Origin of the sequence: Candidimonas nitroreducens, assembly GCF_002209565.1 — a bacterium.
GTDB lineage: Bacteria > Pseudomonadota > Gammaproteobacteria > Burkholderiales > Burkholderiaceae_B > Candidimonas > Candidimonas nitroreducens.
Genome location: NZ_NJIH01000008.1, coordinates 1 through 26,257, shown reverse-complemented (window position 1 = coordinate 26,257; position 26,257 = coordinate 1). Strand labels below are relative to the sequence as shown.

The window sequence follows — 26,257 nt, the reverse complement described above, 5'->3', positions numbered from 1 at the left end:
TACCGCCTATTTGCGCACGACATAGACCGGGCTGGAATAAATGAAGAAGCCGTCCTCGGTCGTCGCTCTCAGATAGATCGCGTTGTCGCCGTTGCGGTGCAGCGGCACCCGCACGCTGTGCCGCATGATCCGGCAAGGGTTGTCATCGGGCAGGCGGAAGACCTGCAGGCGCCTCTGTATGCCGCCGTTCTCGAACGCCAGGGGCTCCAGCCCTATCGAGGCCACCGGTATCGTCTGGCGTATCAAGGCAGTATCGATCTGCAACGTGCCCGAGTCGGCCTGCTCCAGGCGCACGTCGATGCCGGAGAAGCCGCCGGTCGTCAACGACTTCCATTCGAGGCGATCGGGCGCGGGCTGCACCAGGCGCTTGTCCAGGTTCCAGAAGTTGATGGGCTGCGGATCTTCGAAGGCATTGCCGTCCAGGGTCGCGCTGCCGTCCCATATGGTTTGGCGCCCCCGGCCCCGGTATTCGGATCCTTCCCATATGATGCGGATGCGCCGGCCCAGGTCGGGCTCGGCATAGGGGCGCAGCACTTCGACGACGTCCATGCGGTTGCGCACCTCGATGTTTTCTATGGGGCCCTGGGTGGCCAGCTCGAATTCCAGCGTGACGTAGTCGCCGTCGTACTCGAGCACCGCGCCCATGTCGGCCCGCCGCACCGCGGAAGTCGTCACCGGCGATCCCAGATTGGGGTCGTCGGAATACAGCGCCGCGTCATGGTCGAAGACGGCGTGGGCCTGCAGATAGGCGCGGCAGCCGGTGGTGGCGTAATGGCGGCGCTGGCGCAAGGATTCGGCAAGCGATTCACGGGTCAGTTCAGCGGCGACCAGACAGGTCAGGCCGCCGTAGGCGCCGAACATCGAGGCGCCAGGATGGCTCGCGCCATGGCGCCCTTTGTGGCCGTCGCTGTTGGCCACGATGCCCACGCGGTAGCCCTGCTCGAAGGCGTCGGCCAGCAGCCACTCGAAGGTGCCCCAATCGGAGTGGATCTCTACGGAACGCTCGAGCTGTGCGTCGTGCGACATGCTGATGTCGGCGTAGCGGCCGCCGATGTGCGCCAGCACCACTACGTCCTCGCCGCGCAGCGCTTCGAAAAGCTGGTCGGCGCTGTTGGCGTCGCTGTCCAGGTCGGACATGTCCTCGACCAGCGCATGCGAAGAGCGGTGGATCGGCCGGCCTTCGTGCAGATACAGCACGTTGCGGTCGCCCCCCAGCCCGGTGTTGCCCGACCACTCGAAGCCCGGAAAGATGATGAATTCATGGTCGCGGTTGAACTCGGCGCACAGCCGGTTGAGTTCGTGCCAGAATTCGGTGGTGATCTGGAAATCGTTGCCCTGGTGGCTCATGGCGTCCAGGAAAGCCCGGTCGCGCGCGAAGACCAGCAGGTCGCGCGCCGAGTTGGTGCCTATGGTTTCTTCGGACTGCCCGTGCAGGTCGGCCCAGAAATGGCGCAGCGGCACATTGCGTATGCGGCAGGGGTTGGAGCGCGCCACCACGCGGCCCTGCTGCAGTATCTGGATTTCCAGGTCGCCTTCGGCGGCCGCCTTCAGACCCTCGAAGACCCGCGCGTGCTCGCCCTCGGCCATGGTGAAGCTGGCCGGCAGGCCGTCCACCGCCAGGCTGCTGCGCGTCTCGAAAACGCCCGCCACCCGGTGGCTGGGATTGCCCCATTTGTCTTCGCCCTTGAACCCAAAACGGAAGGCTTCGCCCGGGCGCAGCAGCGTAGGCAGCACGGCCTTGTAGGCGACCGGCGGCCCGGCCACCACCGAGATCGTGGGCGAATGCTCGATTTCGGTGTACTGATAGGTGGCGAAGGCATCGACCAGCACCTTGAACTCGAAGGTGGGCTCCACGAAAGTCTGCACGCGCATGCCGGGCGAGCCCTGGCTGGTGTCGCCGAAGCGCACGATGATTTGGTCGCCTTCGCGCAGGAAGCCGCGCACCACCCTGATGAACAAGGTCTTGTCCCAGGGGCGTATATTGCGCTTGCCGTCGTATTCCACTTCCAGGACGGCGCCGTTGCTGGCCCGCACCGTCGTGTAGTTCCAGCCCTTGGGGTCGCTGAATTGCGGGCGGCCCATGTCGCTGGCGAAGCGATGCACGATCTTGAGCGAGCCGGTATCGTCGATGCCGAAATAGCCGGCGGTATACACCAGGTCGAAGGAATGAAAGCTGCCCGCCTCGAACTCCCCGGTCGGATCGACCGAGGCCGTGCCCATCAGGTGCGCTGCATATTTCGAATGCCCCATCCTGCGACTCCTTTGTATCTTTGCACGCTATGCGAGCGGCCCGCGGCCGGCCTAACGGGAAGCCAGCCCGTCAGGAAGCGCCTATGAAATCCATGTCCAGCTCGCACTCGGAAGGCGGGACAAACATTTTCTGGTAGGAAATCGGCTGCTGCGCGCGAGTCTTGCCGAGGATGTTGATCTTCAGCACCCAGGCGTCGGAACCCAGCTCCATCAGGGCGGCGATGCGCGCATCGGGCCTGACCAGCCTTGCACCGCCCTTGGCCTCGAGGGTGGGATAGCCGAACTCCGTTTCGAGAATGTGCTTCAGGTTGACGTCTTCCAGCCGGTCGGCCGGCATTTCGAGAATGCCGGAAAACAGCGAGGCCGGCAGGTAGAGTTCGCTGACGCACTTGAAGCGGCCGTCGATCGACAGGCTGCGGTCTATGCGGACATAGCCCCGCGCATCGGCGCCCAGCGCCTTCGCCCACGGGCCGTCGCCGACAACCGAGCGGCCCAGCAGATGCGCGAACACCGGCAGGTGCTCGCCGCTGGCCGGATCGGTGAAGCGGTAATGCCAGGACTTCTGCACGGAGCGCCGCGGCTCGCCCACGAAGGTACCAATGCCGTGCTTGCGAACCAGGTAGCCTTCGGCAGCCAGGGTGCCCAGCGCTTTCTGGGTGGTTCCCAGGCTGATGTTGAGCATGTCTCCCAAGGCTTTTTCGGGCGGAAGCTTGTCTTGATACTGGAGTTCGCCGTCGTCGACGGCGTGGATGATGGATTCGCGCAACTGCGCGTGCTTGCTCAACCCCAGCGGCGAGAGCCGGTAAAAATAGCGGGAAATGGCTTCGGCGGGTGAATCCGCCAGCTTGTCGGTTTGCATGCTCGGCTTCTTTGCCATGATGTGCTTCCACTATATCAATTGAAAATTCATAGGTCAATAGCTATATAGCTCTATATTTATTCTCAAAGCCCCCTTTACTCTTTACTTCGAATCCTGCCCTTCGGAAATTCCCGGCTTCCCAATTTCCGCATCCCCGGCCGCTGCCCGCCGCGCGCAAGCTCATGCCGTCCGGGCGCTGCGCGTAATCACGCATTGCGGCGCATGCGCAATCCCACAAAAATACCGTGGCGCGCACCCCTGCCCCCGCCCGTGAAGCTTCTTCCCGACGCGGCGGAGTGTCCGCACCGCACAAGGGGCGGCGCCACGCCCCGGCCCACATAGGGAAAGAGCCATGAAACACCTCGCAGCCATGCTACTGCTGGCATACACTGCCGCCGGCGCCCAGGCGGCCCAGGCCGGGCCCGACACTCTGGCCCAGGTCATGCAAAGCCACACATTGCGGGTCTGCAGCCCGGGCGACTACAAACCCTTCAGCTTCCGCAACCCCGACGGTTCCTTCGAGGGGCTGGACGTCGACCTCATGCAGTCCCTGGCCAAATCTCTGGGAGCCGAGGCGCAGTTCGTCAAGACCACCTGGGCCAAGCTGATGGACGACTTTACCTCGGGCAAGTGCGACATCGGCGCCGGCGGCATCTCAGTGTCCCTGGCGCGGCAGCAGCGGGCCTATTTCAGCGCGCCGTACATGATCAACGGCAAGACCCCGATCACACTGTGCACCAACGTCAAGAAATTCCAGACCATCGCCGACATCGACAAGCCCGACGTGCGCGTCATCGTCAACCCCGGCGGCAGCAACGAAACCTTCGCCAAAACCCACCTGAACAAAGCGCACATCATCACCCACGAGAACAACATCGGCATTTTCAAGGAAGTGGCCGAAGGGCGGGCCGACGTTTTCGTGACCGAGGCGGCCGAGGCCAAGGTGCAGAGCCGCCTCAACCCCAAGCTGTGCCCGGTCAACCCCGACAAACCGCTGCAATACGCCGAAATGGGCTACCTGCTGCCTTCGGGCGACATGCGCTTCAAGCTTTACGTGGATCAGTGGCTGCACTTGAGCAAGGCCGGCGGTGAATATGCCAGGCTGGCCGGCAAATGGGTGCCGCAATAAACAGCGCCGCGCCGGCGGGAAGAGCCGTCATGGCGCGGCATCACAGCAGAAGGCAGGCATCGCGGACAAGTGCCGCGATGACCGCAGCCCACGTCCCGCACGCACCAGCCACGCGCCATGCGGATCCTGCATAAGCTGCGGCGCCATCTCGGCGCGCTCGCCGCGCTGCCGGGCTGGCTCGCCTCGCCCGCGCACCGCTATCGCCACGCCCGGCTGCTGCACAGCCTGCGCGTGACGCTGGCGGTGCTGGCCTCCATCGCCCTGACCACCGGCATCGACATCCCGCACGGCCTGTGGGCAACGGTCTCGCTGCTGGTGGTCATAGGCGGCCTGCAGCACCAGGGCAATATCCGCAAGAAGGCCTTCGACCGCAGCCTGGGCACGCTCATCGGCGCGCTGCTGGGCCTGGCGCTGATCGCGCAATACACGCTGATCGGCTCGGCCGCGCTCAACTACCTGCTGCTGGCGATAATCGCCGGCATCTGCGGCTACCACGCCATAGGCCGCGGCGGCTATATCGCGCTGCTTACCGCCATCACCCTGTTCATCGTCGCCGGCCACGGCGAAGCCTCCATGCAGGACGCGCTGTGGCGCACCGCCGACGTGATCATAGGCATCACCCTGGCCCTGGTCTTTTCCTTCGTGCTGCCGTTTTACGCCACCTACTCCTGGCGCCACGGCCTGGCGAACAATATGCGCGGCGTGGCCCGGATCTGCCGGCGCATGCTGACCGACACGCCGCTGGGCCCGCAGGAACAGCTGCGGCGCCAAGCCGAACTGAGCAAGCGCCTGATCGAACTGCGCTCGCTCATGCCCTCGGTCGCCAAGGAAACCGGCGTGCCCGTGGCAACGCTGGAAGCCATACAAGCGCGCCACCGCGCCGTGCTCAGCGGCCTGGAAATGCTGGTATCGGGCGCCTGCACACCGCCCGCCCCGCCCCTGCGCATACATCACGCAATAGCCGCCCGCCTCCCAGAAGCGCCGGCCGCCATGCCCCTGCAGCAGATTCGCGGCGACATCCACGAACTGCGCAGGGCAGCCCTGCTTACCGCCCGCGCCCTACGGGCCGGCGACCTGAGCCAGCTACCCGCCGGCCCCCCGCAGCAGCCCGCAGTCCAGGCAGCCGCCCCCGGCCAGCTTCCGCCCGACCTGGAAGGCCCGCACTGGCTCTGCCGCCAGCTACTGCTGCAAATGGACGAACTGGATCACGGCCTGGAACAAGGCTCCGCGCTGTTCCAGGCATAACGCCCGACGAACCGAGCCCCCCCGACCCGCGGCCCCCGACTCTCCGGGCCTCCACAACGAGACATCGCCCACTACATCGTAGGCTTCTATAGCAGAAGCCGACTGCACTCCGGCCCCGGCTACCTGACGCCTGCAGATTACGAGTTACAAAACTTCACCCAACCACCTATCGGGGTGTCTGCAATTACTTGACCACTACAACTTGACCACCACAAACTCCATCCGACCTCCCGTCGGAATCTCCGGAATTACTCGACCACCACAAACCGTCTACAAAACGAGCGGAGAGAACGGGGTGCCTCCCGGAGGTGAGTGGGTCATCGAACCGGAGGGAGGTACCCCGTTCTAGGCCGCGCCTAAAAAACCAGGCCCTGCGACGAACACAGCCCCCGCCCGCACCTTGCGTGACACCAAGCCATGCCACGCCACGCCACGCCACGCCACGCCCGGCAGCCTGCCGCACTTCCCATACTTTGCCACTATCACCCGGCGCTACGCCGCGCATACCGCACAGCCGCCGGCGGCGTGTCCTTCATGCCGCCCGCCCCCCTTCTTCCCGCCCCTCCAAATCAAACAAAAGATATAGGTCATCTAGTTGACTTTGCCCAAATTCATATCTAAGATGATCCGAAACCGCAACCCTGACAACGAACGCAATCAATACCTAGGAAAGGAGCCTGGAATGATTCATCTCGTATTGCACGACGCCAAGGACATGGTGGCCGTCGCCGTCGTCGAAGGCGTCAAGGCCGGCGACGACCTCAACGCCTGGATCATGGACGACGACCGCACGATCACGGTCAAGGCCAAACAAGACATCCCCATCGGCCACAAAATCGCCCTCACCGACATGGCCGTGGGCGACACCGTCATCAAGTACGGCGTGGACATCGGCAAAGTGGTGGCGCCGATCAAGACCGGCGAGCACGCCCACGTGCACAACATCAAGACCAAGCGCTGGTAGCACGGGCGCCGCCCCGCAGGGCGTACCCGGCCATCCGCGGCAGCGCGCCCGCATGGACTGCAGCGCCAACGGATACCCGCCACTCCATTCATCAATGTCCCCCTACATGGACCGATCATGATCAATCAGAACACCACATTCCTGGGCTATCGCCGCGAAAACGGCCGCGTCGGCGTACGCAACCACGTCATCATCATGCCGCTGGACGACCTGTCCAATGCCGCCTGTGAAGCCGTGGCGAACAACATCAAGGGCACGATGGCCATCCAGCACCCCTACGGCCGCCTGCAGTTCGGCGCCGACCTCGAACTGCACTTCCGCACGCTGATCGGCGCGGGCTCCAACCCGAACGTCGCCGCAGTAGTGGTCATCGGCATCGAGGACGGCTGGACGCAGAAAGTGGTCGAAGGCATCGCCGCCACCGGCAAGCCGGTCACCGGCTTTGGCATCGAGCGCCACGGCGACCACGAGACCATCATGAAGGCCTCGAAAGTGGCCAAAGAATACGTGCAGTGGGCCTCCGAAAAACAGCGCGAAGTCTGCCACATCAACGAGTTGTGGGTCTCCACCAAGTGCGGCGAAAGCGACACCACCTCGGGCTGCGGCTCCAACCCGTCGGTGGGCAATGCGTTCGACAAACTGCACGGCCTGGGCGCCACACTGGTCTTTGGCGAAACCACGGAAATCACCGGCGGCGAGAGCATCGTGGCCGCGCGCTGCGCCAACGACGAGGTGCGCGCGCAGTTCATGGCCATGTTCGACCGCTACCAGGAAGTCATCGAACGCCACAAGACCTCCGACCTGTCCGACTCGCAGCCCACCAAGGGCAATATCGAAGGCGGCCTCACGACCATCGAAGAAAAGGCCATGGGCAACATCCAGAAGATCGGCAAGAAATGCACGGTCGACGGCGTGCTCGACAAGGCCGAAGCGCCCACCCATCCGGGCCTGTGGTTCATGGACTCGTCCTCGGCGGCAGCCGAGATGGTCACGCTGTGCGCGGCCTCGGGCTACGTGGTGCACTTCTTCCCCACCGGCCAGGGCAACATCATCGGCAACCCCATCCTGCCGGTCATCAAGCTCAGCGCCAACCCGCGCACCGTGCGCACCATGAGCGAGCACATCGACTTCGACTGCTCGCCGCTGCTGCAGCGCGAAATGAACCTGGACGAAGCCGGCGACAAGCTGCTGGACGTCATGCTGGCCACCGCCAACGGCCGGCTCACCTCCGCCGAGGCGCTGGGCCACCGCGAATTCGTCATGACGCGGCTGTACGAAAGCGCATAAGCGGGCTGCGCGGCAAGCGGCATCGTTGGGATTGCATCGGCGCAGTCACGGCCGGCCAGTTGGCCGGTTCCCCTCGCAGCCGGTGCAGCCCGCCAGCTGCGGCCGCCTGTGCGCCCGGCCACGCATATCCCTTCCGGATACCGCTGGCCCGCCGCACATGACGGTCGCCAGGCAAGGCCGCACACATGCCGTGCGGGACATCGCTTGCCGCGGCGCCGACGAAGCGGCACTATCCAGGTGCCACTCGCCATGCGACACTAAGAAAGCGCCGCTCTCCGCGCCGCCACGACATATCCGGCCAGACAACAACAGCACAGGCCGATTCCCGTACAGGAGACAAACATGAGCGACACGTCGCGGCCCCTGCTGGAAGTGGACGGGGTCACCCTGCAATACAAAACCAAAGAACACCTGATCACGGCCACGTACCGGGTCGACTTCAATGTGTACCAGGCCGACCGCTTCGTGCTGCTGGGGCCATCGGGCTGTGGCAAATCGACCTTGCTCAAAGCGGTGGGCGGCTACCTGACGCCCACCGAAGGCCAGATCCGGCTCAAGGGCAAGACCGTCGGCGGGCCGGGCCCGGATCGCATGATGGTGTTCCAGGAATTTGACCAGCTGCCGCCCTGGAAAACCGTGAAGCAGAACGTCATGTTCCCGCTGCTGGCCTCGGGCAAGCTCAAGGGCCGGGCAGCCGAAGAAAAGGCCATGCAGTACATAGAGCTGGTCAAGCTCGCGGCCTTCGCTGACCACTACCCGCACCAGCTTTCGGGCGGCATGAAGCAGCGCGTGGCCATCGCCCGCGGCATGGCCATGGAACCCGACATCCTGCTGATGGACGAGCCCTACGCGGCCCTGGACGCCCTGACCCGGCGCAAGATGCAGGACGAGCTGCTGCTGCTGGGCCAAGATACGCGCTTCACCTTGCTGTTCGTCACGCACTCCATCGAAGAGGCCGTAAAAATAGGCACGCGCATCCTGCTGCTGTCGCCGCACCCCGGCCAGGTCACGGCAGAACTCAACAGCAGCGGCGCCGATACCCGCGACGCCAACGGCGTGCTGCTGTCGGAACGCATCAATTCCATCCTGTTCTCCGAACCCGTCGAGACCGAGGAGGCCAACCATGCCTGATTCCGCAATGTCCACGCAGCAGGCCGCGGCCGCAGCGAACCAACGACCGGAAATATTCCATCCGCGTGAAGTCAGCAGCGACTTCGGCGTGGTCGAGAAACCCCTGACCACCTGGGAGAAAATCTGCGACAACAATGCCGTGCGCAAGATCTTCATCCTGGTGGTGCTCGCCATCATCTGGGAAGTCTACGCACGCGCCGTCCACAACGAGCTGCTGTTTCCCACCTTCTCGGCCACGGTCAAGGCCTTCTTCGTCGCCATCGTAAGCGGCGGCCTGATCCAGAAAGCCTGGTTCTCGATCCACGTCCTGCTCATCGGCTACGCGGCCGGCCTGGCACTGGCCGCCCTGCTGACCATCCTGGCCATCAGTACGCGCCTGGGGCGCGATTTCCTGGAAACCATCACCTCCATGTTCAACCCACTGCCCGCCATCGCGCTGCTGCCGCTGGCGCTGCTATGGTTCGGGCTGGGCACGGGCAGCCTGGTCTTCGTGCTGATCCATTCGGTGCTCTGGGCCGTGGCGCTGAACACCCTGGCGGGCTTCCAGTCGGTCAGCGCAACGCTGCGCATGGTCGGGCGCAACTATGGCCTGTCGGGCTTTCGCTACGTGTTCGCCATACTGATCCCGGCGGCATTTCCCGCGATTCTGTCGGGCCTGAAGATAGGCTGGGCCTTCGCCTGGCGCACCCTGATCGCCGCCGAACTGGTGTTCGGCGTCAGCTCGGGCAGCGGCGGCCTGGGCTGGTTCATCTACGAAAACAAGAACGAGCTGGACATACCCAGCGTGTTCGCGGGCCTGCTGACGGTGATCCTGATTGGCCTGTTCGTCGAACATTTCATCTTCCGCCTTATCGAGCAACGCACGATCCGCAAATGGGGCATGCAGGAATGAGCCCTGTAGGCCCCCGGCCCCGCGGCGCTCCGGTACAGGCGGCCGAGCAACGCACTGCCCTGGCGCCCCGACGGGGCGCTCATCGATCAACGGGCACACCATGGCGGCACACCGCCGGAGAAACACAATGAAGCTCATCATTTCGGAATTCATGGACGAAGCCGCGGTAGGCAAGCTGGCGCAGGCCTTCGACACCATCTACGACCCTGGCCTGGTGGACGACCGGCCGGCGCTGCTGGCCGCGCTGGCGCAGGCCGACGCCCTGATCGTGCGCAACCGCAGCCGCGTCGACCAGGCCTTGCTGCAGGCGGCGCCGGCGCTGCGCGTGGTGGGCCGCCTGGGGGTCGGGCTGGACAACATCGACGTCGCGGCCTGCGCGCAGCGCGGCATCGAGGTCATTCCGGCCACGGGCGCCAACGCCCAGGCCGTGGCCGAATACGTAATAGGCACGGCCATGGTGCTGCTGCGCGGCTACTGGGCCGGCAGTGCCGCGACCGGCGCCGGCGACTGGCCGCGCGCGGCACTGTCGCAGGGCCGCGAGATTTCCGGCAAATGCCTGGGCCTGGTGGGCTTCGGCGGCATCGGCCGGCTTACCGCCGGGCTGGCGCAGGCCCTGGGCATGCAGGTCGTGGCCCACGACCCGATGCTCGCGCCGGACGCCGCCGTCTGGGGCCAGGCGGCGGTACATCCGGCGCGCCTGGACGAAGTCCTGGCGCAGGCCGACGTGGTTTCCCTGCACGTGCCGCTTACCGAACAGACGCGCGGCCTGATCGGCCGCGAAGCCCTGTCGCGCATGCGCCGCAACGCCATCCTCATCAACACTTCGCGCGGCGGCATCGTCGACGAGGCCGCCCTGGGCGAGGCCCTCAAGGCCGGACGCCTGGGGGGCGCGGCCATCGACGTCTATGCCCAGGAGCCGCTGCCCGGCGGTGGCCCCCTGGCCGACGCGCCCAACTTGTTGCTGACGCCTCACGTCGCCGGGGTCACCGCCGAATCCAATGTGCGGGTCAGCAGCCTGATCGCCGAGCGCGTCATGGAATTCATGAAGGCATCCGCCTGACCCGATCCCGCAGCAAACTTATTTCGAAGGAGCCTATTTCCATGGCATTGATTCCGCAAGAGGAACTGGCCGCGCTGGCCGCGCAAGGGCTGCAGGCCGCAGGCGCCAGCGCCAGGGCCGCTCAGGCCGCGGCGCGCGCCCTGGTCGCCGCCGACGCCCAGGGGCTGGCCTCGCACGGCGTATCGCGCGTACCGCAATACGCCACATTCCTGCGCAACGGCCGCACCCGCCGCGACGCCACCCCGCGCATCACCCAGGCTCGCGGCGGCGCCTGCCTGATCGACGCCCAATACGGCATGGCCTTCGAAGCCTGCGAACTGGCCGTGCACAGCATCGTCGAGCGCGCTCGCGAATACGGCGTGGCCTGCGCGGCCGTAACCAACAGCAATCATTTCGGCGCCGCGGCCATCCACCTCGAGCCGGTGGCCGCCGCCGGCATGGTCGGCCTGGCCTTCGGCAATTCGCCGGCCGCCATGCCCGCCTGGGGCGGCAAGACCCCGCTGTTCGGCACCAACCCCATCGCCGCGGTCTTTCCGCGCCGCGCAGCCGGGCCCGTGGTCATAGACCTGGCCTTAAGCGAAGCGGCGCGCGGCAAGATCATGGTCGCCGCCCGCGAGGGCAAGCCCATCCCCGAGGGCTGGGCCGTGGATCGCAACGGCCAGTCCACCACCGACGCCAAAGAAGCCTTGGCGGGCAGCATGCTGGCCATGGGCGGCGTCAAGGGCGCCATGCTGGCGCTGATGGTCGAGCTGCTGGCCTGCTCGCTCAGCGGCGCCGCATTCGGCTTCGAAGCCGATTCCTTCTTCACCGCAGAAGGCAACCAGCCGCGCCTGGGCCAATTCTTCCTGGCCGTGGATCCGGGCGCCCTGGCCGGCTCCGACACCTACTACGAACGCATCGAAACCCTGCTGGGCGCCATGCTGCAGGACGAGCACGTGCGCCTGCCCGGCGATCGGCGCCGCAGTCTGCGCGATCGCGCCGCGCACGACGGCATAGAAGTGCCCGACAAGCTGCTCGAGCAGCTGCGGGAACTGGCCGGCGCGGCAAGCGAAGCCAGCGGCGGATCATGATAGAGGCCTTGCAGCACCAGTTGCACCTGCTGCCGGCCGCGGGCCACCTCGCCTTCGCCGGCGGCGCCATCCTGCTGGCCTACTGCATCTTCGGCCTGGCCGGCTTCGGCTCATCGATTACCAGCGTACCGTTTCTGATACAGGTGCTGCCGCTGCACACCGTGGTCTGCCTGATGCTGCTGATCGACCTGGTGCTGTGCACCGTGCTGAACCTGCGCGAGCGGCGCCATGTAGACACCACCGAACTCAAGCGCATACTGCCCGGCATGCTGGCCGGCTCGCTGGTGGGCTTGCTGCTGCTGGTGCGCGCACCCGCCAAGCCGCTGTTCCTGCTGCTGGGCCTGTTCGTCGTGGCGGTATTCCTGTGGAACAACGTCGTCAAGCGCAAGGCCGCGCACATATCCCCCCGGCTCGCACTGCCGCTGGGGCTGGGCGGCGGGGTCTTCACCACCTTGTTCGGCACCGGCGGCCCGCTCTACACCATCTACATGGCCGGGCGCATCGACGACAAGCGCGCGCTGCGCTCTACCCTGGGGGTGCTGATAGGCACCACCGCCCTGATACGCCTGTGCATGTTCGCAGTGGCCGGCCTGCTGTCCAACCCGTCGGTATATTTTCTGGCCGTGCTAGCGCTGCCCGTGGCCCTGGCCGGCTTCGTGCTGGGCAACTTCCTGCACGACAAGGTCTCGTCGCAAGGCGTGAAAAAAGTGGTGTGGGTGATACTGCTGGCAGGCGGAGCCAGCGCCATCTTCAAGGGGTTGTCCTGAGGCTAGAGGGCTGAATGTGGCCGTTGTGACGAAACCGCCCGCGCACGAAGTTTCAGCCGGGCCGCTTTCCCACGACAAATACGCATATGTTCCATTGCATGGCCTCCTTTAGCCATTTTCGGCGCCGCCAAGCCGCTACCAGTGGTACAGCGGCGCCGCGTCGGCAGCCGAATCAAAGTTCCACACCAGATCGAGCAGTTGTCGGGCTCGCGCCGGGCCCACCAAAGGCTGGCAATTGGCGAGGAACTTGTGCTCCAGGTCGGCGTCGGTCATCGGATTGGCGCTTTCCCCCTTGGGCTCGAGCACCCGGATCGACAACGAGCGCTGGTCGCGCAGCACGACGGTCGCCGCGCCCGATCGTATGCGGGGATATATCCGCTCGCATTCGTCGTCGACGTTGGTATGGATGCGCAACATCAGCGTCGCGAGCTCTGGCCGTGCCAGCTTGTCGGGCATGAACATGGGTGCGGCCACGTCGCCGTCCAGGATGGCCATGGCGGCGGCGCACGGCGCGCTCATCTGCGCTTCCAGCAGCGTGTCGCAGTGCCTGTGGTCGTGTCCCATGGCGCCGACGGAATACAGGCCGATATCGACGCGCTCGACATCGGCCGCCGCAAAGGCATGCTCGGCGCGCAACTGGCGGATGCCGTCGATGGCGGCATGATAGTGGCGGCAGCAGGGATACGGCTTGAAATAGATATCCGCGACCGCGTAGGCAGCCCCCAGGTCGCCGAGCAGGCGATCCGGCCGTATGTCGCCATTGCCGATGACATTGAAGAAACCCAGGCTGCCCTCCAGTACGCGCGATGGGCCGCTGATGCCTCTTTTTGCCAGTTCTGCGCAGACTATGCCGTCGCGCGCCGCCTTGCCGGGATGCAGGCGCTTGATCTCGGCACCCTCTGCCAGGTACTCGCGGATGCCGCCGGCAAAACTTCCGGCCAGGCCCAGCGCGTCGAGCGCCTGTGCGGCATTCAGCCCCAGGATGCTCGCCGCGCCGGCGGCGGCGCCGAAGACCCCGGCAATGGCCGTGTTGTGATACCCACGCCGCGCGGTGGACGGATGCACTGTCGCCGCGATACGCAGCATGACGTCATAGCCGACCGCGGCCGCGACAACGATATCGCGCGGCGATGCGCCATGCCTCTCTGCCATGGCCAAGACCGCGGGGAAAACGGCACCCGCCGGGTGCGCGGAACCTTGCGTATAGCCATCGTCGAAATCCAGCCCATGGGTGTTGGCGCCGTTCACCATGGCGGCATTGGGCGCGGACAGACGTATGGCGCTGCCGACGACCGCCGCATGCCTGGACGCGTCTTCTTCCTGGAAATACGCCATCAGCGCTTTCGATACCGGCATCGCGGATCCGGCAACGGCGCAGGACACATAGTCCAGCAGGGCGCGCTTGACTGCGTGAACGACGTGGTCGGGCAAGGCATCGTAGCGAGCGGCGGATATGAATTCCGCCAGCCTGATGCTGGCGCCGTCCAAAGCGCCTGCAGATTGAGCCATCATTGCATTCCTCTATCTGTTCCGGTTCAGGTGCGCAGTCTCTACGACTTTGCTCCAACGATCGCATTCGGCGTGAATGAATGCCGTGAATTTCTCGGGCGTGCTGGTGTGAGCCTCGGCGCCGTCGGCGAGCACGGCCTTGAGCACATCGGGTTCATGCATGGCCTGCGCTATTGCCTTGCTGAGCTTGCTCACGATGGCATCCGGCGTTCCGGCGGGAGCCATCACGCCGTTCCACGACTCGGCGTCGAAGCCCGGCACGCCTGCCTGCGCCACGGTCGGCACGTTGGGAAGCGCCGGAACCCGGCTGCTGCCCGCCATGCCCAACGCGACCAGGCGCCCTTGCTTGACGAACGGAACGGTGCTCATGGCGCTGCCAAACATTACGTCGGCCTCGCCCGCAACCAACGCCGTCAATGACGCCGCCGTGCCTCTGTACGGAATCCATACGATATTGGTATGCGTCATCTGCTTGAACAGTTCCATCACAATCATGGGCGATGAAGAGCTGGTCGCGTAATTGAGTTTGCCCGGCTTCTTGTGGGCAAGGTCGATCAGCTCTTTGACCGATTTCACCTTCAGCTTCTTCGACGCGACCATGATGGTCGCAGAAGCCGTGGTCTGGCTGACGCCGACGAAATCCTTGATCGGATCGTAAGGCACCTTCTGCAGGAAGGGCAGAACGGCAAACGTCCCGAAATTGCCCAATATCAGCGTATAGCCGTCCGGCTTGGCCCGGGCTGCATATGCCATGCCGATGGCGCCTTCTGCGCCGGGCTTGTTCTCGACTACGATGGGCTGACCCAGGATATCGGCCAAATGCGGCGCCAGCAGGCGCGCGACCGTATCCACGCCGCCCCCTGGCGGGAAAGGCGAAATCAGGCGGATGGGCCTGCTGGGGTAATCGGCCACCGACTCCGCCGGTGCCGCGGACGCGCACATGGCCGTCAGGCACGCCGCGAACACCGCCACGGCCACCTTCATCCCGACGCACGGCCCGCGCCCGCCATGCAGCGGCGGGCAGGATGCCGCGGCCATCAAGTTGTTTTCACGCCGCGCGACGCGCCGGACTGATGAGATTATCGACCGCCAGAATTCCATTTCCTTTCTCCTTTACGATGAACGAGCATGTCTCCGACGATCCATCAACGGCCGATATGAACGGCGCCAATCCGCTGGCAGCGCCGCACGCGGCGCCCGAACGAGGGATCGTCATTGCACTCTTCTATTTATTGGGATTCAGATGCGCCGCTTCCACGACCTTGCTCCAACGGGAGCATTCGGCGCGGATGAACGCGGCAAATTTCTCGGGTGTGCTGGTGCGCGGCTCGGCGCCGTCCGCCAATACCGCCTTCCGTACATCCGGTTCGTTCATGGCCTGCGCTATCGCCTTGCTGAGCTTGCTTACGATTGCATCCGGCGTTCCGGCGGGAGCCATCACGCCGTTCCACGTCTCGGCCTCGAAGCCCGGGACACCGGCCTCCGCTACGGTGGGCACGTCGGGAAGCACCGGAACCCGATGTCCGCCGGCCATGCCCAGCGCCTTCAAGCGGCCTTGCTGAACGACCGGAATGGTGTTCAAGGCTCCGCCGAACATCACATCCACCTCACCCGACAGCATCGCCTTCAATGAAGGGCCCGTGCCCTTGTACGGAATCCACACCATGTTGGTGTGCGTCATTTGCTTGAACAGCTCCATCACAATCATGGGCGATGAAGAGCTGGCGGCGTAATTGAGCTTGCCCGGCTCTTTATGGGCAAGCTCGATCAGCTCTTTGACCGACTTCACCGGCAGCTTCTTCGACGCAACCAGAATGGTCGAAGAGGCCGTGGTCTGGCTGACGCCGACGAAATCCTTGATCGGGTCGTACGGCACCTTCTGCAGGAAGGGCAGAACGGCGAACGTCCCGAAATTGCCCAGCAGCAGCGTGTAGCCATCGGGCACGGCGCGGGCCACGTACGCGGTGCCGATGGCGCCTTCCGCGCCCGGCTTGTTTTCAACAACGATGGACTGGCCCAGAATACGGGTCAGATGCTGCGCGAGCAGGCGCGCTACGGTATCCGTGCCGCCGCCCGGCGCGAAAGGCGAAATCAGGCGGATGGGCCTGCTGGGGTAATCGGCCGCCGATTCCGCCGGCGCCGCGGACGCGCACGCGGCCGCCAAACACGCCACGGACGCCACCGCGGCCACCATCATTCCCAAGGGCCGCCTGGGCCGGCGACGCATGCCGTGCCGAGCCAGCGAAGATGTCGCGGTAATCGGCCTATTGCTTGGCTGGGGGAAGCGCCAGGGTAACGAGACTATCGACTGCCAGAACTCCATTTCCTTTCTCCTTTACGATAAGCGGATTGGCTTCCGCGTCTTCTACGACGGGGGCTGTGATTTCCGCCAACGACGACATCGCCGCAATGGCGCGAGCCAGCGCCTCGCAGTCGCCCGCAGGCAGATTGCGATAGCCCCTCAATACGGCCAGCTCCGGAATTTCGTCGATCATGCCCATCGCGTCGCCTACACTGACGGGTGCTATCCGCACCGACCGGCTTTTGGTCAGCTCGGCGGTAACGCCCCCCATGGCGAGCATGACGACGGGGCCGACCTCGGGATCGCGCCGATAGCCGACAATGACCTCGGCCAGCCCGCTTACCATGGGCTGCACCAGCACGCCCTCCACGCGGGCCGCCGGGAAATCCCGCGCAGCGCGTTCCAGCATGTCGCCCACGACCTCACGGACATCCTCGTCCCGGACGCCCAGGCGCACCATGCCCGCATCGGTCTTGTGCGGAATATCGCCCGACAGCAGCTTGACCGCATAAGGGCCATCGAAGGGCGGGCGCTGCGCGGCATCGCGCAGCACGCAATTGGGCGCCATGGGGACGCCGGCCGCCGAGAACAGGCGCGCGGCCTGCTGCTCGTGCTTGCTGCCGGCCCCGAGTTCCGCGGCAAGGGCAGCGGCCGCCGCAGGCAGCGATTGCGACGGATGGATGGCCGGGGCACGCCACTCCAGGTACGCGTGCACGGCGTCGGCGCAAGACTCGGGGGTATTGAATCCGGCAACGCCGTTCTGCTGTAGCATGGCAAGTCCCGGCTCCGCCTTCGGCCCCAGGAATACCGCGAGCGGCTTGCGGTCGCGCGGCGCTGCATTCAATACGCGATCCACGATGACTTGCGGATTGGTTCTGGCACTGGAACCAATGACCGATACCACCGCATCGCAATGATCCGATGCCAGCAACTCGGACAAAATGGCCGAATAGCGCCCTCCTTCGCTGCCGCCCATGGGGATATCGGTCAGCGGTGCGGACGATATCTCGATTCCCCTGGCGCTGAGCCGCTCGCGCATGTCCTGCGGCGGCCCCGCGACTTCAGTGCCCAGCACACCGAGACGGTCGACCACCATGGCGGCAACGCCGCCGGTGCCGCTGATCACGCCTACCCGCCTGGTGCGCGGCGGCCGGTGCCCCAATACCAATTGCGGCGCCTCGATCAAGCCCTCCATCGTCTCGACGCGGATAATGCCGTGGTCGCGGAAATAGGCATTGGCGACGTCGTCGGCGCCGACAATGGCGCCGGTATGGCTATTGGCTATAGTGCGGCCGACCGTCGAGCGGCCCAGTTTGTAGGCGATGATGGGCTTGCCCGCGTCATGCGCGCGCCGCGCCGCGCGCGCCAGGCGATCCGCGTCTCTGAACGTCTCGAGGAAGAGCAGAATGACGCCGGTATCCGGGTCGTCGACAAGCATATTGGCGATGTCGCCGACGGCCAGATCGCATTCATTGCCGACCGAGACCAGCTTGGAAAAACCCAGGCCGCGCGACTGGGCGCGCGACAGCAGCGTTCCCAGCATGCTGCCGCTTTGCGACACCACGCTCAGGAAGCCCGGAACCAGCGTTTCCTGCTCGACGACCGCATTCGCCGTCAATGGAATGTGGCCCTGCACGTTGACCAGGCCCAGGCAGTTCGGCCCGAGGATGCGTACCCCATGGTCGCGCGCGATGCCCAGCACCTCCTGCTGCAATACCATGCCCGCGTCGCCCAGCTCTGCAAAGCCCGCGCTGAAGATGGTGGCCACCCTGACCCCCTTCTCGGCACATTGCCTTATGGCGTCCGGCACTTCTGGCGCGGCCACCATGATGAATGCGTGATCGATCTCGCCGGGCGCATCGACCAGGCGCCGATAGGCTTGCTCGCCCAGCACCTCGTCGCGGCCCGGATTGACGGGCACGACCCGGCCCGCGTAGCCCGCGGCGCGCAGGAAGCGTTGTGGCCGCGAGGTGATTTTCTTCGGATCGCCCGAAGCGCCGATCAGCGCTACGCCGCGAGGCCGCAGGAAAGCCTGCGCCAGGGCGCGGTCGTTATCCAGCGAATTACCACTATGCTCGTACACCGTGTTCTCCCGATTCAGGACGACGCCGCGCCGGCATCCTGGCGTGGCGGCCGCTGCGGGAAGCGGCGCTCGAAAATGGACTCGGCCAGGCGATTTTTCATCATCTCGACGGAGCCGCCGGCGATCATCCAGCCGCGGCTGCGGCGCACGCAGTACTCCACCAGGGTCTCCTGCGTGTATCCCATGCCGCCCATGGCCTGCATGGCCTCGTTGGCGACCTCGAAGCCGGATTGATTGCACAGCAGCTTGGCAAGAGAGGTTTCGTCGCCCGACGGGAAACCGTCGTCGGCATTGCTCGCCGCCCTGTACAGCAACATGCGGGAGGCTTCCAGCTTGACTTTCATCTCGGCGAACTTCCACTGCAGCCCCTGGAACTCACACAGCGGCCGGCCGAACTGGCGCCGCGTCGCGACGTACTCGCGCGCCAGGTCGAAGCAATACTGGCCATAGGCCAGCGAGCGCGCGGCATTGCCGATGCGCTCGACGTTGAAGCCGCTGATCTGCTTCTTGAACCCACCCGCCGGCAGCAGCACGTCTTCAGGCGGCACATAGACATTGTCGAAAAACAAGGGTGCCCAGTTCGCCCCCGACATGAAGGTGGACACTTTGCCGATGGAAAACCCGGGCGCGGTGCGCCGCAGCAGCACGGATCCGATACCCCCGACGCCGGGGCCGAAGCGTACATAGACCAGATAGGTATCCGCATGCGGATTGGGAAACACCTTGGATCCGTTGATGCGAAAGCCCGCGCCATCCGGCGTCGCCGTCGTCCTGAGGTCGGTTACGGCCGAACCGGCATCCGGTTCCGTCATGGCGACGGCGACGATTTCCTTGCCGGCCAGAATCGGCGCCAGATAGCGCTCTTTCTGGTCTTTGCTGGAGAACCGGGCCAGCACGCGTATCGCGCCGAAGTTGCCCTCTTGGACGAGGTCTGCGCTGCGCGGGCAGAAGCGCGCCACCCCCTCGATGGCCAGCACGGCATCCATCAGCGTGCCGCCGATGCCGCCATCTTCTTCGGGGATCGAAATGCCCAACAAGCCCGCCGCGGCGAACTTCTCGGCCAGCGCGTGCGGGAATTCCGGCGTGTGCGCCCTTTGCAGGGCTCCTTCGGCCAGCTCGCGACGTGCGAAGTCTTCGACAGACTTGGCGAACATGCGCTGTTGCTCGGTCAACCTGAAATCCATAATTCCTTCCTATATTTATTGCTGTTTGAATCGGGCGCGCCGCCCCACGGCGCATTGCGTCATACGGTGCCCGCGGTTCCAAGCACGATGGTGGACTGCGACGACAGGACGCCGCCGTTGCCGTGCACCAGGGCGATATCGGCGTCTTGCGCCTGGCGCGCACCGCATTCGCCGCGCAGTTGCCGTACTGCCTCTACCAACAGGAAGATGCCGTACATGCCGGGATGGCAATATGACAGCCCCCCGCCGTTGGTATTGACCGGCAGCGAACCTCCTGGCGCGATGGCGCCGCCGGCGACAAATTCGCCGCCTTCGCCCTTGGCGCAAAACCCCAGATCCTCGAGAAACAACACCGTGTTGATCGTGAAGGCGTCATACAGCTCGACCACATCGACGTCGCGCGGCCCGATGCCCGCACGGGCGTATGCCAGCTCGCCGGATCGGCGCGCGCCGGTCACGGTAAGATCGGGCATATTCGATATGCTCAGATGCGTCGTCACGTGCGCGGCGCCCAACACGTGGACGGGCGGCTTCTTCAAGTTCCTGGCGCGGGCCGCCGACGTCAGCACCAGCGCGCCGCCACCGTCCGTTACCAGGCAGCAATCGCGCACGGTCAAGGGGTAGCTGACCATCCTCGAAGACAACACTTCTTCCACCGTCAGCGGCGTTTTTTCCCAAGCCTTCGGATTGAGCAGCGCCCAGCGGCGGGCGGCGACCGCAACCTGCGCAAGCTGTTCCCGGGTAGTGCCGAACTGGTACATATGCCGCGCCGCCGCCAGGGCATACGCAGTGGGCGGCAGGAACGGCCGAAACGGCGATTCGTAGGGGTTGCGCTCGGACGCGCTGGTGTTCTTGCGGCCCAACGAGCGCTGCGTGCTGCCATAAGCCACCACCGCCACTTCGCAGGCTCCCGAGGCGATCGCGTACTGCGCCTTGAGCACATGCCCCAGGAAAGACGATCCGCCGGTCGAGGTGGAGTCGATATAGGCTTCCGGCAGGCCCAGGTATTCGGCCAGCGCCAGGCCCGCCAGGCGCGCCTGGGTGGTGGCGCAGAAAATGCCGTCGACATCGCGCAAGCCCAGCCCGCAGTCGTCCAGCGCCCGCACGACGCCTTGCGCCATCAGGTCAATGGGGCCGTAGCCCGCAGCCACCTGGCCCAGCTCGGATTCGGCCGCACCGACGATCGCGGTTGCGCCCCGTTCGACAGAAATGCTCACGCGCGGCCTCCATCAGTAGGGGAGGAGGCCGGCACGAACACGGGGTAGCAGTCTTCGTCATCGCCGCCGGGCGGGACATGAACGGCAAATCGTACCCGCATGCCTATGCATACATCTTCGGCCGGCAAGCCCTCGACACGGCTCATCAGGCGAAACCCTTCATCGCAGTCCACCAGCGAGACGTTGTAGGGCTCGCCTTTGCGCGGAAATACTGTGGAGGCGCTATACACCGTGCCCAGGCCTTTGCTGACACGCCACTCCAGGCGCCTGGAGCCGGTATACGGGCACACCACGCGCGGGAAAAATACCGGCCTGCCGGCATCCGGGCTGAATTGATAAGCCAGCTTTCCCTGCTTCAGATAGTCCAGGTAGGTTCCGTAGGGCGACATTGCTGCTGCGCTCATCATTCCTCCGACGAATAAACAATGGAGATCGTTTCGGCCAACATGGCCGGACGCGCCACGCCCTCGATTTCGATGCGGTTGTCGAAGGTCAGGCGTGCGCCGCCCTGCACCGCCTCGTAAGCGGCCAGGGCGCGATGCAGCCGGATGCGCGAGCCGCAAGGAACCGGATGCGTAAAGCGCACGCGGTTCGATCCGTAGTTCACCGCGCGCTTGCGCTTGCGCACCTTGTAGGTGTCCCTGCCCAGAAACGCCAGCAGGGACAAGGTCAGCAGCCCGTGGGCGATGGTCTTGCCGCCCGGCAGTTCGCGGCTGGCGCGGTCGGTGTCGACATGGATCCAGTTGTAGTCGCCCGAGACCGCGGCAAAAGCGTCGATGCGGGCCTGGTCGATCAGCAGCCAGTCGCTGGAGCCGAGCTCTTTGCCCACATATTGCTGCATGTCTTCGTGCGTATCGACTTCAATCATGCTTGTCTCCGGCTCAATCCAGGTCGTTGCCCTTCATATCGGCGTTGCGCCTGGCACGGCTCGCCAGATCTTCAAGAATCGGGCCGATGCGCTCGGGATCGTCCACCGGGCTGGCGCAAGGCCCCCGGTGCCACCCTTCCATGGCGGACAGGATGCCGCCCCCCACCTCAAATACCCGGCCCGTCACCGCGCCGCTGTGCCGGCTCGCCAGCCAGACGACCACGGGCGAGATCCAGCGCGGATGCCGTGCCTCGATTTCCTCGGGAGTCCGCTCACGCAGGCCCTCGGTCATGCGGGTCTGGGCGTGCGGGCAGATGGCGTTCACCGTCACGCCGTAGCGCTTGAGCTCGCGCGCTGCGATGATGGTCAGCGCGGCAATGCCGGCCTTGGCCGCACCGTAGTTCGTCTGCCCGACGTTGCCGTACAGGCCCGAAGAGGAAGTAGTATTGATGACCCGCGCTTCGACCGGCTGTCCCGTCTCTTTCTGCAAGACCCGCCAATAAGCCGCCGCGTGATGCATCGGTGCAAAAGTGCCTTTCAAGTGCACATGGATCACGGCGTCCCATTCGCCCTCTTCCATATTGGCCAGCATGCGGTCGCGCAGGATGCCGGCGTTGTTCACCACGCCGTGCAAGCCGCCGAAATTGTCGATCGTCGCCTGGATCAGGCTGCGCGCGCCGTCCCAATTACCGACATCGTCGCCATTGGCGATGGCCGTGCCGCCCGCGGCACGGATTTCATCGACCACAGCCTGCGCCGCGGACAGATCCTGGCCCATGCCGTCGCGCGTGCTACCCAGGTCGTTGACGACGACGCGCGCGCCATGCGCGGCCAGATCCAGTGCGTACTGCCTTCCGATGCCGCGCGCGGCTCCCGTCACGATGACGACTCTGTCCTGACACAACTTCATATTCATTCTCCGTCCTTTTGCAAAAGCCGCGGCCCCACGGGAGCGCTTGCGATAATCCCTGCCCGATGCGCAGTTCAGTCTTCCGCCAGATCTTCCGGCTCACCCAGAAAACACGAGCCCCGCTTTTCGACATAGGCACGCGTCGCCTCTTTGTGATCGGCCGTCTCGGTACAGCGCACGTGGCGGCGCGCCTCGATGTCCAGCATTTCTTCCAGCGACACGCGCAGGCCGTCGTTCAGGTTGCGCTTCATGTAGGCGATGGCCGTGCGCGGGCCAGCCGCCAGGCGGCGCGCCATGCCCATGACGGTGTCCTCCAGCGCCTCGGGCTCCATGACCTGATTGACCAGACCCAGATCCAGCGCGGCGCCCGCATCCAGCATCGGCGAGTTCAGGTACAGCTCACGCGCCTTCGCCATGCCCACCAGCCGCGGCAGAAACCAGTGGCCGCCATAATCGCCGGAAAGCCCGACATTCAGAAAGCCGGTGCACAGCCGCGCCGAGGTGTCGGCGAAACGCATGTCGCAGGCCAAGGCGATGGAAAGGCCCGCGCCTACCGCCGGCCCGCGTATCATGGCGATGGTGGGCTTGTCCATGGTATGCAGCAGTTCCGCGATCTGGGTGCGCCGGCGCAAGGCCAGTGCACGATCGGTGCGCGGCGGCAGCGGCTCCATGGTGCTGCCCGCCATGCGCGCGACGTCGCCGCCCGCGCTGAATGCGCCTCCGGCACCTGTCAGCACGACGGATCCCACATGCGGGGAAGCCGCCGCCTCGAGCAGGGCCGCGCGCAGCTTCTCGTACAAGCCCATATTGAATGCGTTGCGTCGCTCGGGGCGATTGAACACCAGCAATTGCACGCCATCCCGCAATATCGTCAGCAGCTCGGATCGATCGCCTTCCCGCACGTGTCATCTCCCGCATTCATTTGGTTTTGCAGAATTCTAATGAGCACGCAAACCGGTGTGCCGAAATAAAGTCCAAATAGTGAGATAACCCGGAACAGGCGCCAGTGCGGCGCGTCCGGCAGGCCTTCGTCAACCAAGACATGAGGGCCATAAAAGCATTGCGCGGCCCGCGCCGCGCAATGGATACATTCAAATTCGATCGGAATCGCCCGGCCGCATCGAACCGCCGGCGAGACGGCGCGAGCCGCTTCCGGGCTGGCTATTGCAGCGGCTCGCCATGCATGGCGAGCCCACGCCGCATCGCGCGCCGCGTCGCGATGCGGACTAGATCTTTACCATCTCGAAATCGGATTTCTTTGCCGAACAGTCCGGACAGCACCACTCTTCGGGCACATCTTCCCAGCGGGTGCCCGGCGCAATACCCTCTGACGGCAGGCCCTCGGCCTCGTCGTAGACGAAAGAACACAATACGCACGCCCATACATTGAACTCGCGATCGGCCTCGTCGCCAGCCTCTTGCGCAGCCGGGCTCCGCTGCGCCGGCGGGTTCGCGGAGCAGCTTGCCGCCCGCGGGAAATTCAGGGCAACCGCCTGCATCCCTTTTGCTCCGGAGACCAGCTCGAACGGCGCCTCGCCGGGGGCGACGTAAACCAGGGTCTTGCTGTCGAATTCTTTGCCGCCGTAGACAATGCTGCCTTCGAGCACGACAATGTACTGCCCATCGCTGTTCTGCGCGGACGGCGCGAGGGTGCTGGCGTTCGACCGCAGCGATATGGCCGTACCGGCCAGCCCGCGCTCGTCGTCCACCCCCTCGATTTGCGCACTCGACGCGGCAATCGAATCCGCAGGGAAGCGCACGTCGGCGCTGATCTGCCACGGCATCCTATTCGGAATGCTTTCGAGCTTCTCGCGGTTTTCGGACAGATATTGCGCCCCCGGATCGCGCCTCGGGCGCAGCGTAAAAAACCAGCAGCCCGTGTCTTGGTCGGCGTTCAGCGGCCCATAGGGCGTATGCTTGCGGGCGAAGTGGACTTGATACGGCGAGATGGGATGATGGCCGTTGGTGCCGCCGCCGCGGATGAACACCTGGAACTGGTCGGTATAGTGAAAATGCGTAGGCAGGTGCCTGCCGGGGCCCTGCTCGGAAATAAAGGCCTGCGGGCGTTCCGGAGCGTCGGGGGGCGAGACGAGGTAATCCACCCGGGCCGTCCAGTTGCCGTCATCCCGTATGCGCTGCTTGCGGCTCAGTATCGCCTCGTCGTACGACACCACGATTGCCATGATTGCTCTCCCACGATTAGCTCGACTCGAAGGATTCTAATAAGCCTGCAGGCAGCTGTGCCCAAACAAAGTCCAAATAGTGAGATAACTTTGTTGAGTTCCGGCACGGATCCAACGATGATACGCATAGTGCGGCAACTCATGTATTCCGCAACATCGAATGCCGGCTTGCCAAAGGGGGCAAATGAATTCCGTCCGACCCGAATCTCGAAAAGACATATCCGCGGCCGGCACACAAACCCTGCAGCGCGCATTCGCGCTGCTGCGCATCATTACCAAACATAACAGCCAGGGCATACGCCTCGTAGACTTGTACGCCCGCGCCGGGCTGGAACGGCCGACGGCGCACCGCATTCTGCAGGGCTTGCTGGCAGAGCAGGCGGTGCGGCAGGACAAGCAGACCAAGCGTTATTTCCTGGGCCCGTTCATTTACGAACTGGGGCTGGCGGCGGCGCCCAAGCTCGCGCTGCGCGACATCGTGTACCCCTATATGAAGTCCCTGGCGGAACATACCGGCGATACCGTTTTCATGACGGTGCGCTCGGGTTTCGATGGCGTCTGCGTCGCGCGCGCGGAAGGCTCCTATCCCATTCAAGTTCATTTGATCGACGTCGGCCTGCATCGGCCCCTGAATGCGGGCGCGAGCGGCATGGCCCTGCTCAGCGCCATGTCCGACGACGAGATCGCCCGCCTGGCCCGCATCAATGTGGAACGCACCCGTAAACGCAATCCGGGCTTTACGGAAGCCATGCTGCGAGCCAACGTAAACGCGACCCGGCGGCGCGGCTATGCGCTGAACAAGGCATTCGAACTTCCTCTCGTTCTATCGGTCGGCGTGGCGCTGCGGTATCCGGACGGCGTGCCGGCCGCCGGCCTGAGCATCTCGGCAATGGCATCGCGCATGAGCAAGGCCCGCCAGGAAATGGCCGTACGCTGCCTGGAAGACGCCGTACTATCCATCCAAGCCGAGCTGGCCAAGGCAGGCATCTTTCCATAAGCGTCCTACCCATCTCCCATGAGCAATCGCACGCGCCTCATTCCCATTACGGTTGCCTGCCCCCTATTCCTGCAGAATCTCGACACCTCGATCATGGCGACGGCCCTGCCGTCGATCGCCAGCTCGCTGGAGGTTCAGGCGCTGCACCTGAACCTGGCCATTACCTCTTATCTGCTGAGCCTGGCGGTGTTCCTGCCGGCCAGCGGCTGGTGCGCCGACCGCTACGGCGCACGCAGCGTATTCTGTACGGCCATCGGCCTGTTCTCCGTGGGCTCGGCCCTGTGCGGCCTGGCCAACTCGCTGCCGCAGCTGGTCGTGTTCCGCGTCATACAGGGCATGGGCGGCGCCAT

24 protein-coding genes are annotated in these 26,257 nt (G+C 64.9%); 11 read left to right on the top strand and 13 right to left on the bottom strand.

Annotated features, from left to right (window positions below; genetic code table 11):
* Window positions 1-6 precede the first annotated feature (6 nt).
* Both CEY11_RS14115 and CEY11_RS14110 read right to left on the bottom strand, forming a co-directional pair.
* Window positions 7-2,250 (bottom strand): DUF3604 domain-containing protein, encoded by a 2,244-nt coding sequence (locus tag CEY11_RS14115; RefSeq protein WP_088604061.1) that lies wholly within the window; start codon window positions 2,248-2,250, stop codon window positions 7-9.
* A gap of 70 nt (window positions 2,251-2,320) precedes the next feature.
* Window positions 2,321-3,127, bottom strand: a complete 807-nt coding sequence (locus CEY11_RS14110; protein ID WP_088604060.1) for a GntR family transcriptional regulator — start codon at window positions 3,125-3,127, stop codon at window positions 2,321-2,323.
* Between the two features lie 334 nt (window positions 3,128-3,461).
* On the opposite strand from CEY11_RS14110, the gene CEY11_RS14105 reads away from it, so the two are divergent.
* The 9 genes from CEY11_RS14105 (at window position 3,462) to CEY11_RS14065 (ending at window position 12,654) form a co-directional block, all read left to right on the top strand.
* Window positions 3,462-4,238 carry a transporter substrate-binding domain-containing protein gene (locus tag CEY11_RS14105; protein WP_088604059.1) on the top strand — a complete coding sequence of 259 codons (777 nt, stop codon included), beginning with the start codon at window positions 3,462-3,464 and terminating at the stop codon, window positions 4,236-4,238.
* A 117-nt stretch (window positions 4,239-4,355) separates the two neighbouring features.
* A complete protein-coding gene (locus CEY11_RS14100) occupies window positions 4,356-5,483 on the top strand; it encodes an FUSC family protein (protein WP_088604058.1) in 1,128 nt (375 codons plus the stop codon).
* Between the two features lie 682 nt (window positions 5,484-6,165).
* Window positions 6,166-6,447: a UxaA family hydrolase gene (locus CEY11_RS14095; RefSeq protein ID WP_088604057.1), complete on the top strand. Its 282-nt coding sequence runs from the start codon at window positions 6,166-6,168 to the stop codon at window positions 6,445-6,447.
* 117 nt (window positions 6,448-6,564) lie between these two features.
* Window positions 6,565-7,734 (top strand): UxaA family hydrolase, encoded by a 1,170-nt coding sequence (locus tag CEY11_RS14090; protein ID WP_088604056.1) that lies wholly within the window; start codon window positions 6,565-6,567, stop codon window positions 7,732-7,734.
* A 342-nt stretch (window positions 7,735-8,076) separates the two neighbouring features.
* Window positions 8,077-8,865: an ABC transporter ATP-binding protein gene (locus CEY11_RS14085; RefSeq protein WP_088604055.1), complete on the top strand. Its 789-nt coding sequence runs from the start codon at window positions 8,077-8,079 to the stop codon at window positions 8,863-8,865.
* Window positions 8,858-9,757, top strand: coding sequence for an ABC transporter permease (locus CEY11_RS14080; protein WP_233154883.1), 900 nt, complete (start codon window positions 8,858-8,860; stop codon window positions 9,755-9,757). Before CEY11_RS14085 ends, CEY11_RS14080 begins: the two co-directional genes overlap by 8 nt.
* A gap of 127 nt (window positions 9,758-9,884) precedes the next feature.
* Entirely contained in the window at window positions 9,885-10,817 is a 933-nt protein-coding gene (locus tag CEY11_RS14075) for a hydroxyacid dehydrogenase (protein WP_088604053.1), read from the top strand.
* A gap of 41 nt (window positions 10,818-10,858) precedes the next feature.
* Window positions 10,859-11,887, top strand: a complete 1,029-nt coding sequence (locus CEY11_RS14070; protein WP_088604052.1) for an Ldh family oxidoreductase — start codon at window positions 10,859-10,861, stop codon at window positions 11,885-11,887.
* On the top strand, window positions 11,884-12,654 hold the full coding sequence (locus tag CEY11_RS14065) for a sulfite exporter TauE/SafE family protein (protein WP_088604051.1): 771 nt from the start codon (window positions 11,884-11,886) through the stop codon (window positions 12,652-12,654). The genes CEY11_RS14070 and CEY11_RS14065 overlap by 4 nt, the downstream gene beginning before the upstream one ends.
* A gap of 135 nt (window positions 12,655-12,789) precedes the next feature.
* On the opposite strand, the gene CEY11_RS14060 is transcribed toward CEY11_RS14065, so the two are convergent.
* From CEY11_RS14060 to CEY11_RS25755, 11 genes are all read right to left on the bottom strand, one after another.
* Window positions 12,790-14,163: an MmgE/PrpD family protein gene (locus tag CEY11_RS14060; RefSeq protein WP_158215321.1), complete on the bottom strand. Its 1,374-nt coding sequence runs from the start codon at window positions 14,161-14,163 to the stop codon at window positions 12,790-12,792.
* Window positions 14,164-14,175: 12 nt separating this feature from the next.
* Window positions 14,176-15,264 (bottom strand): Bug family tripartite tricarboxylate transporter substrate binding protein, encoded by a 1,089-nt coding sequence (locus tag CEY11_RS14055; protein ID WP_088604049.1) that lies wholly within the window; start codon window positions 15,262-15,264, stop codon window positions 14,176-14,178.
* 124 nt (window positions 15,265-15,388) lie between these two features.
* Window positions 15,389-16,486, bottom strand: coding sequence for a Bug family tripartite tricarboxylate transporter substrate binding protein (locus CEY11_RS14050; protein WP_088604048.1), 1,098 nt, complete (start codon window positions 16,484-16,486; stop codon window positions 15,389-15,391).
* Window positions 16,428-18,548 carry an acetate--CoA ligase family protein gene (locus CEY11_RS14045; RefSeq protein ID WP_158215320.1) on the bottom strand — a complete coding sequence of 707 codons (2,121 nt, stop codon included), beginning with the start codon at window positions 18,546-18,548 and terminating at the stop codon, window positions 16,428-16,430. Before CEY11_RS14045 ends, CEY11_RS14050 begins: the two co-directional genes overlap by 59 nt.
* A 14-nt stretch (window positions 18,549-18,562) precedes the next feature.
* Complete coding sequence (locus CEY11_RS14040; RefSeq protein WP_088604336.1) at window positions 18,563-19,732, bottom strand: acyl-CoA dehydrogenase family protein; 1,170 nt, start codon at window positions 19,730-19,732, stop codon at window positions 18,563-18,565.
* A gap of 59 nt (window positions 19,733-19,791) precedes the next feature.
* The gene (locus tag CEY11_RS14035) at window positions 19,792-20,949 is read right to left on the bottom strand and encodes a thiolase (RefSeq protein ID WP_088604046.1); all 1,158 of its coding nucleotides are present in this window, start codon (window positions 20,947-20,949) and stop codon (window positions 19,792-19,794) included.
* Complete coding sequence (locus CEY11_RS14030) at window positions 20,946-21,353, bottom strand: Zn-ribbon domain-containing OB-fold protein (protein WP_233154882.1); 408 nt, start codon at window positions 21,351-21,353, stop codon at window positions 20,946-20,948. The genes CEY11_RS14035 and CEY11_RS14030 overlap by 4 nt, the downstream gene beginning before the upstream one ends.
* A complete protein-coding gene (locus CEY11_RS14025; RefSeq protein ID WP_233154881.1) occupies window positions 21,353-21,817 on the bottom strand; it encodes a MaoC family dehydratase in 465 nt (154 codons plus the stop codon). The genes CEY11_RS14030 and CEY11_RS14025 overlap by 1 nt, the downstream gene beginning before the upstream one ends.
* A gap of 13 nt (window positions 21,818-21,830) precedes the next feature.
* Window positions 21,831-22,733: an SDR family oxidoreductase gene (locus tag CEY11_RS14020; RefSeq protein ID WP_088604044.1), complete on the bottom strand. Its 903-nt coding sequence runs from the start codon at window positions 22,731-22,733 to the stop codon at window positions 21,831-21,833.
* A 68-nt stretch (window positions 22,734-22,801) separates the two neighbouring features.
* Window positions 22,802-23,629 (bottom strand): enoyl-CoA hydratase-related protein, encoded by an 828-nt coding sequence (locus CEY11_RS14015; protein WP_088604043.1) that lies wholly within the window; start codon window positions 23,627-23,629, stop codon window positions 22,802-22,804.
* A gap of 324 nt (window positions 23,630-23,953) precedes the next feature.
* Window positions 23,954-24,910 (bottom strand): rubredoxin, encoded by a 957-nt coding sequence (locus CEY11_RS25755; protein WP_233154880.1) that lies wholly within the window; start codon window positions 24,908-24,910, stop codon window positions 23,954-23,956.
* Between the two features lie 184 nt (window positions 24,911-25,094).
* Here CEY11_RS25755 and CEY11_RS14005 point away from each other — a divergent pair, with 184 nt between their 5' ends.
* Together CEY11_RS14005 and CEY11_RS14000 are read left to right on the top strand one after the other, a co-directional pair.
* Window positions 25,095-25,907: an IclR family transcriptional regulator gene (locus tag CEY11_RS14005; RefSeq protein WP_198958900.1), complete on the top strand. Its 813-nt coding sequence runs from the start codon at window positions 25,095-25,097 to the stop codon at window positions 25,905-25,907.
* An 18-nt stretch (window positions 25,908-25,925) separates the two neighbouring features.
* On the top strand, window positions 25,926-26,257 hold a 332-nt coding region (locus tag CEY11_RS14000; RefSeq protein ID WP_143322675.1), incomplete at its 3' end, for an MFS transporter.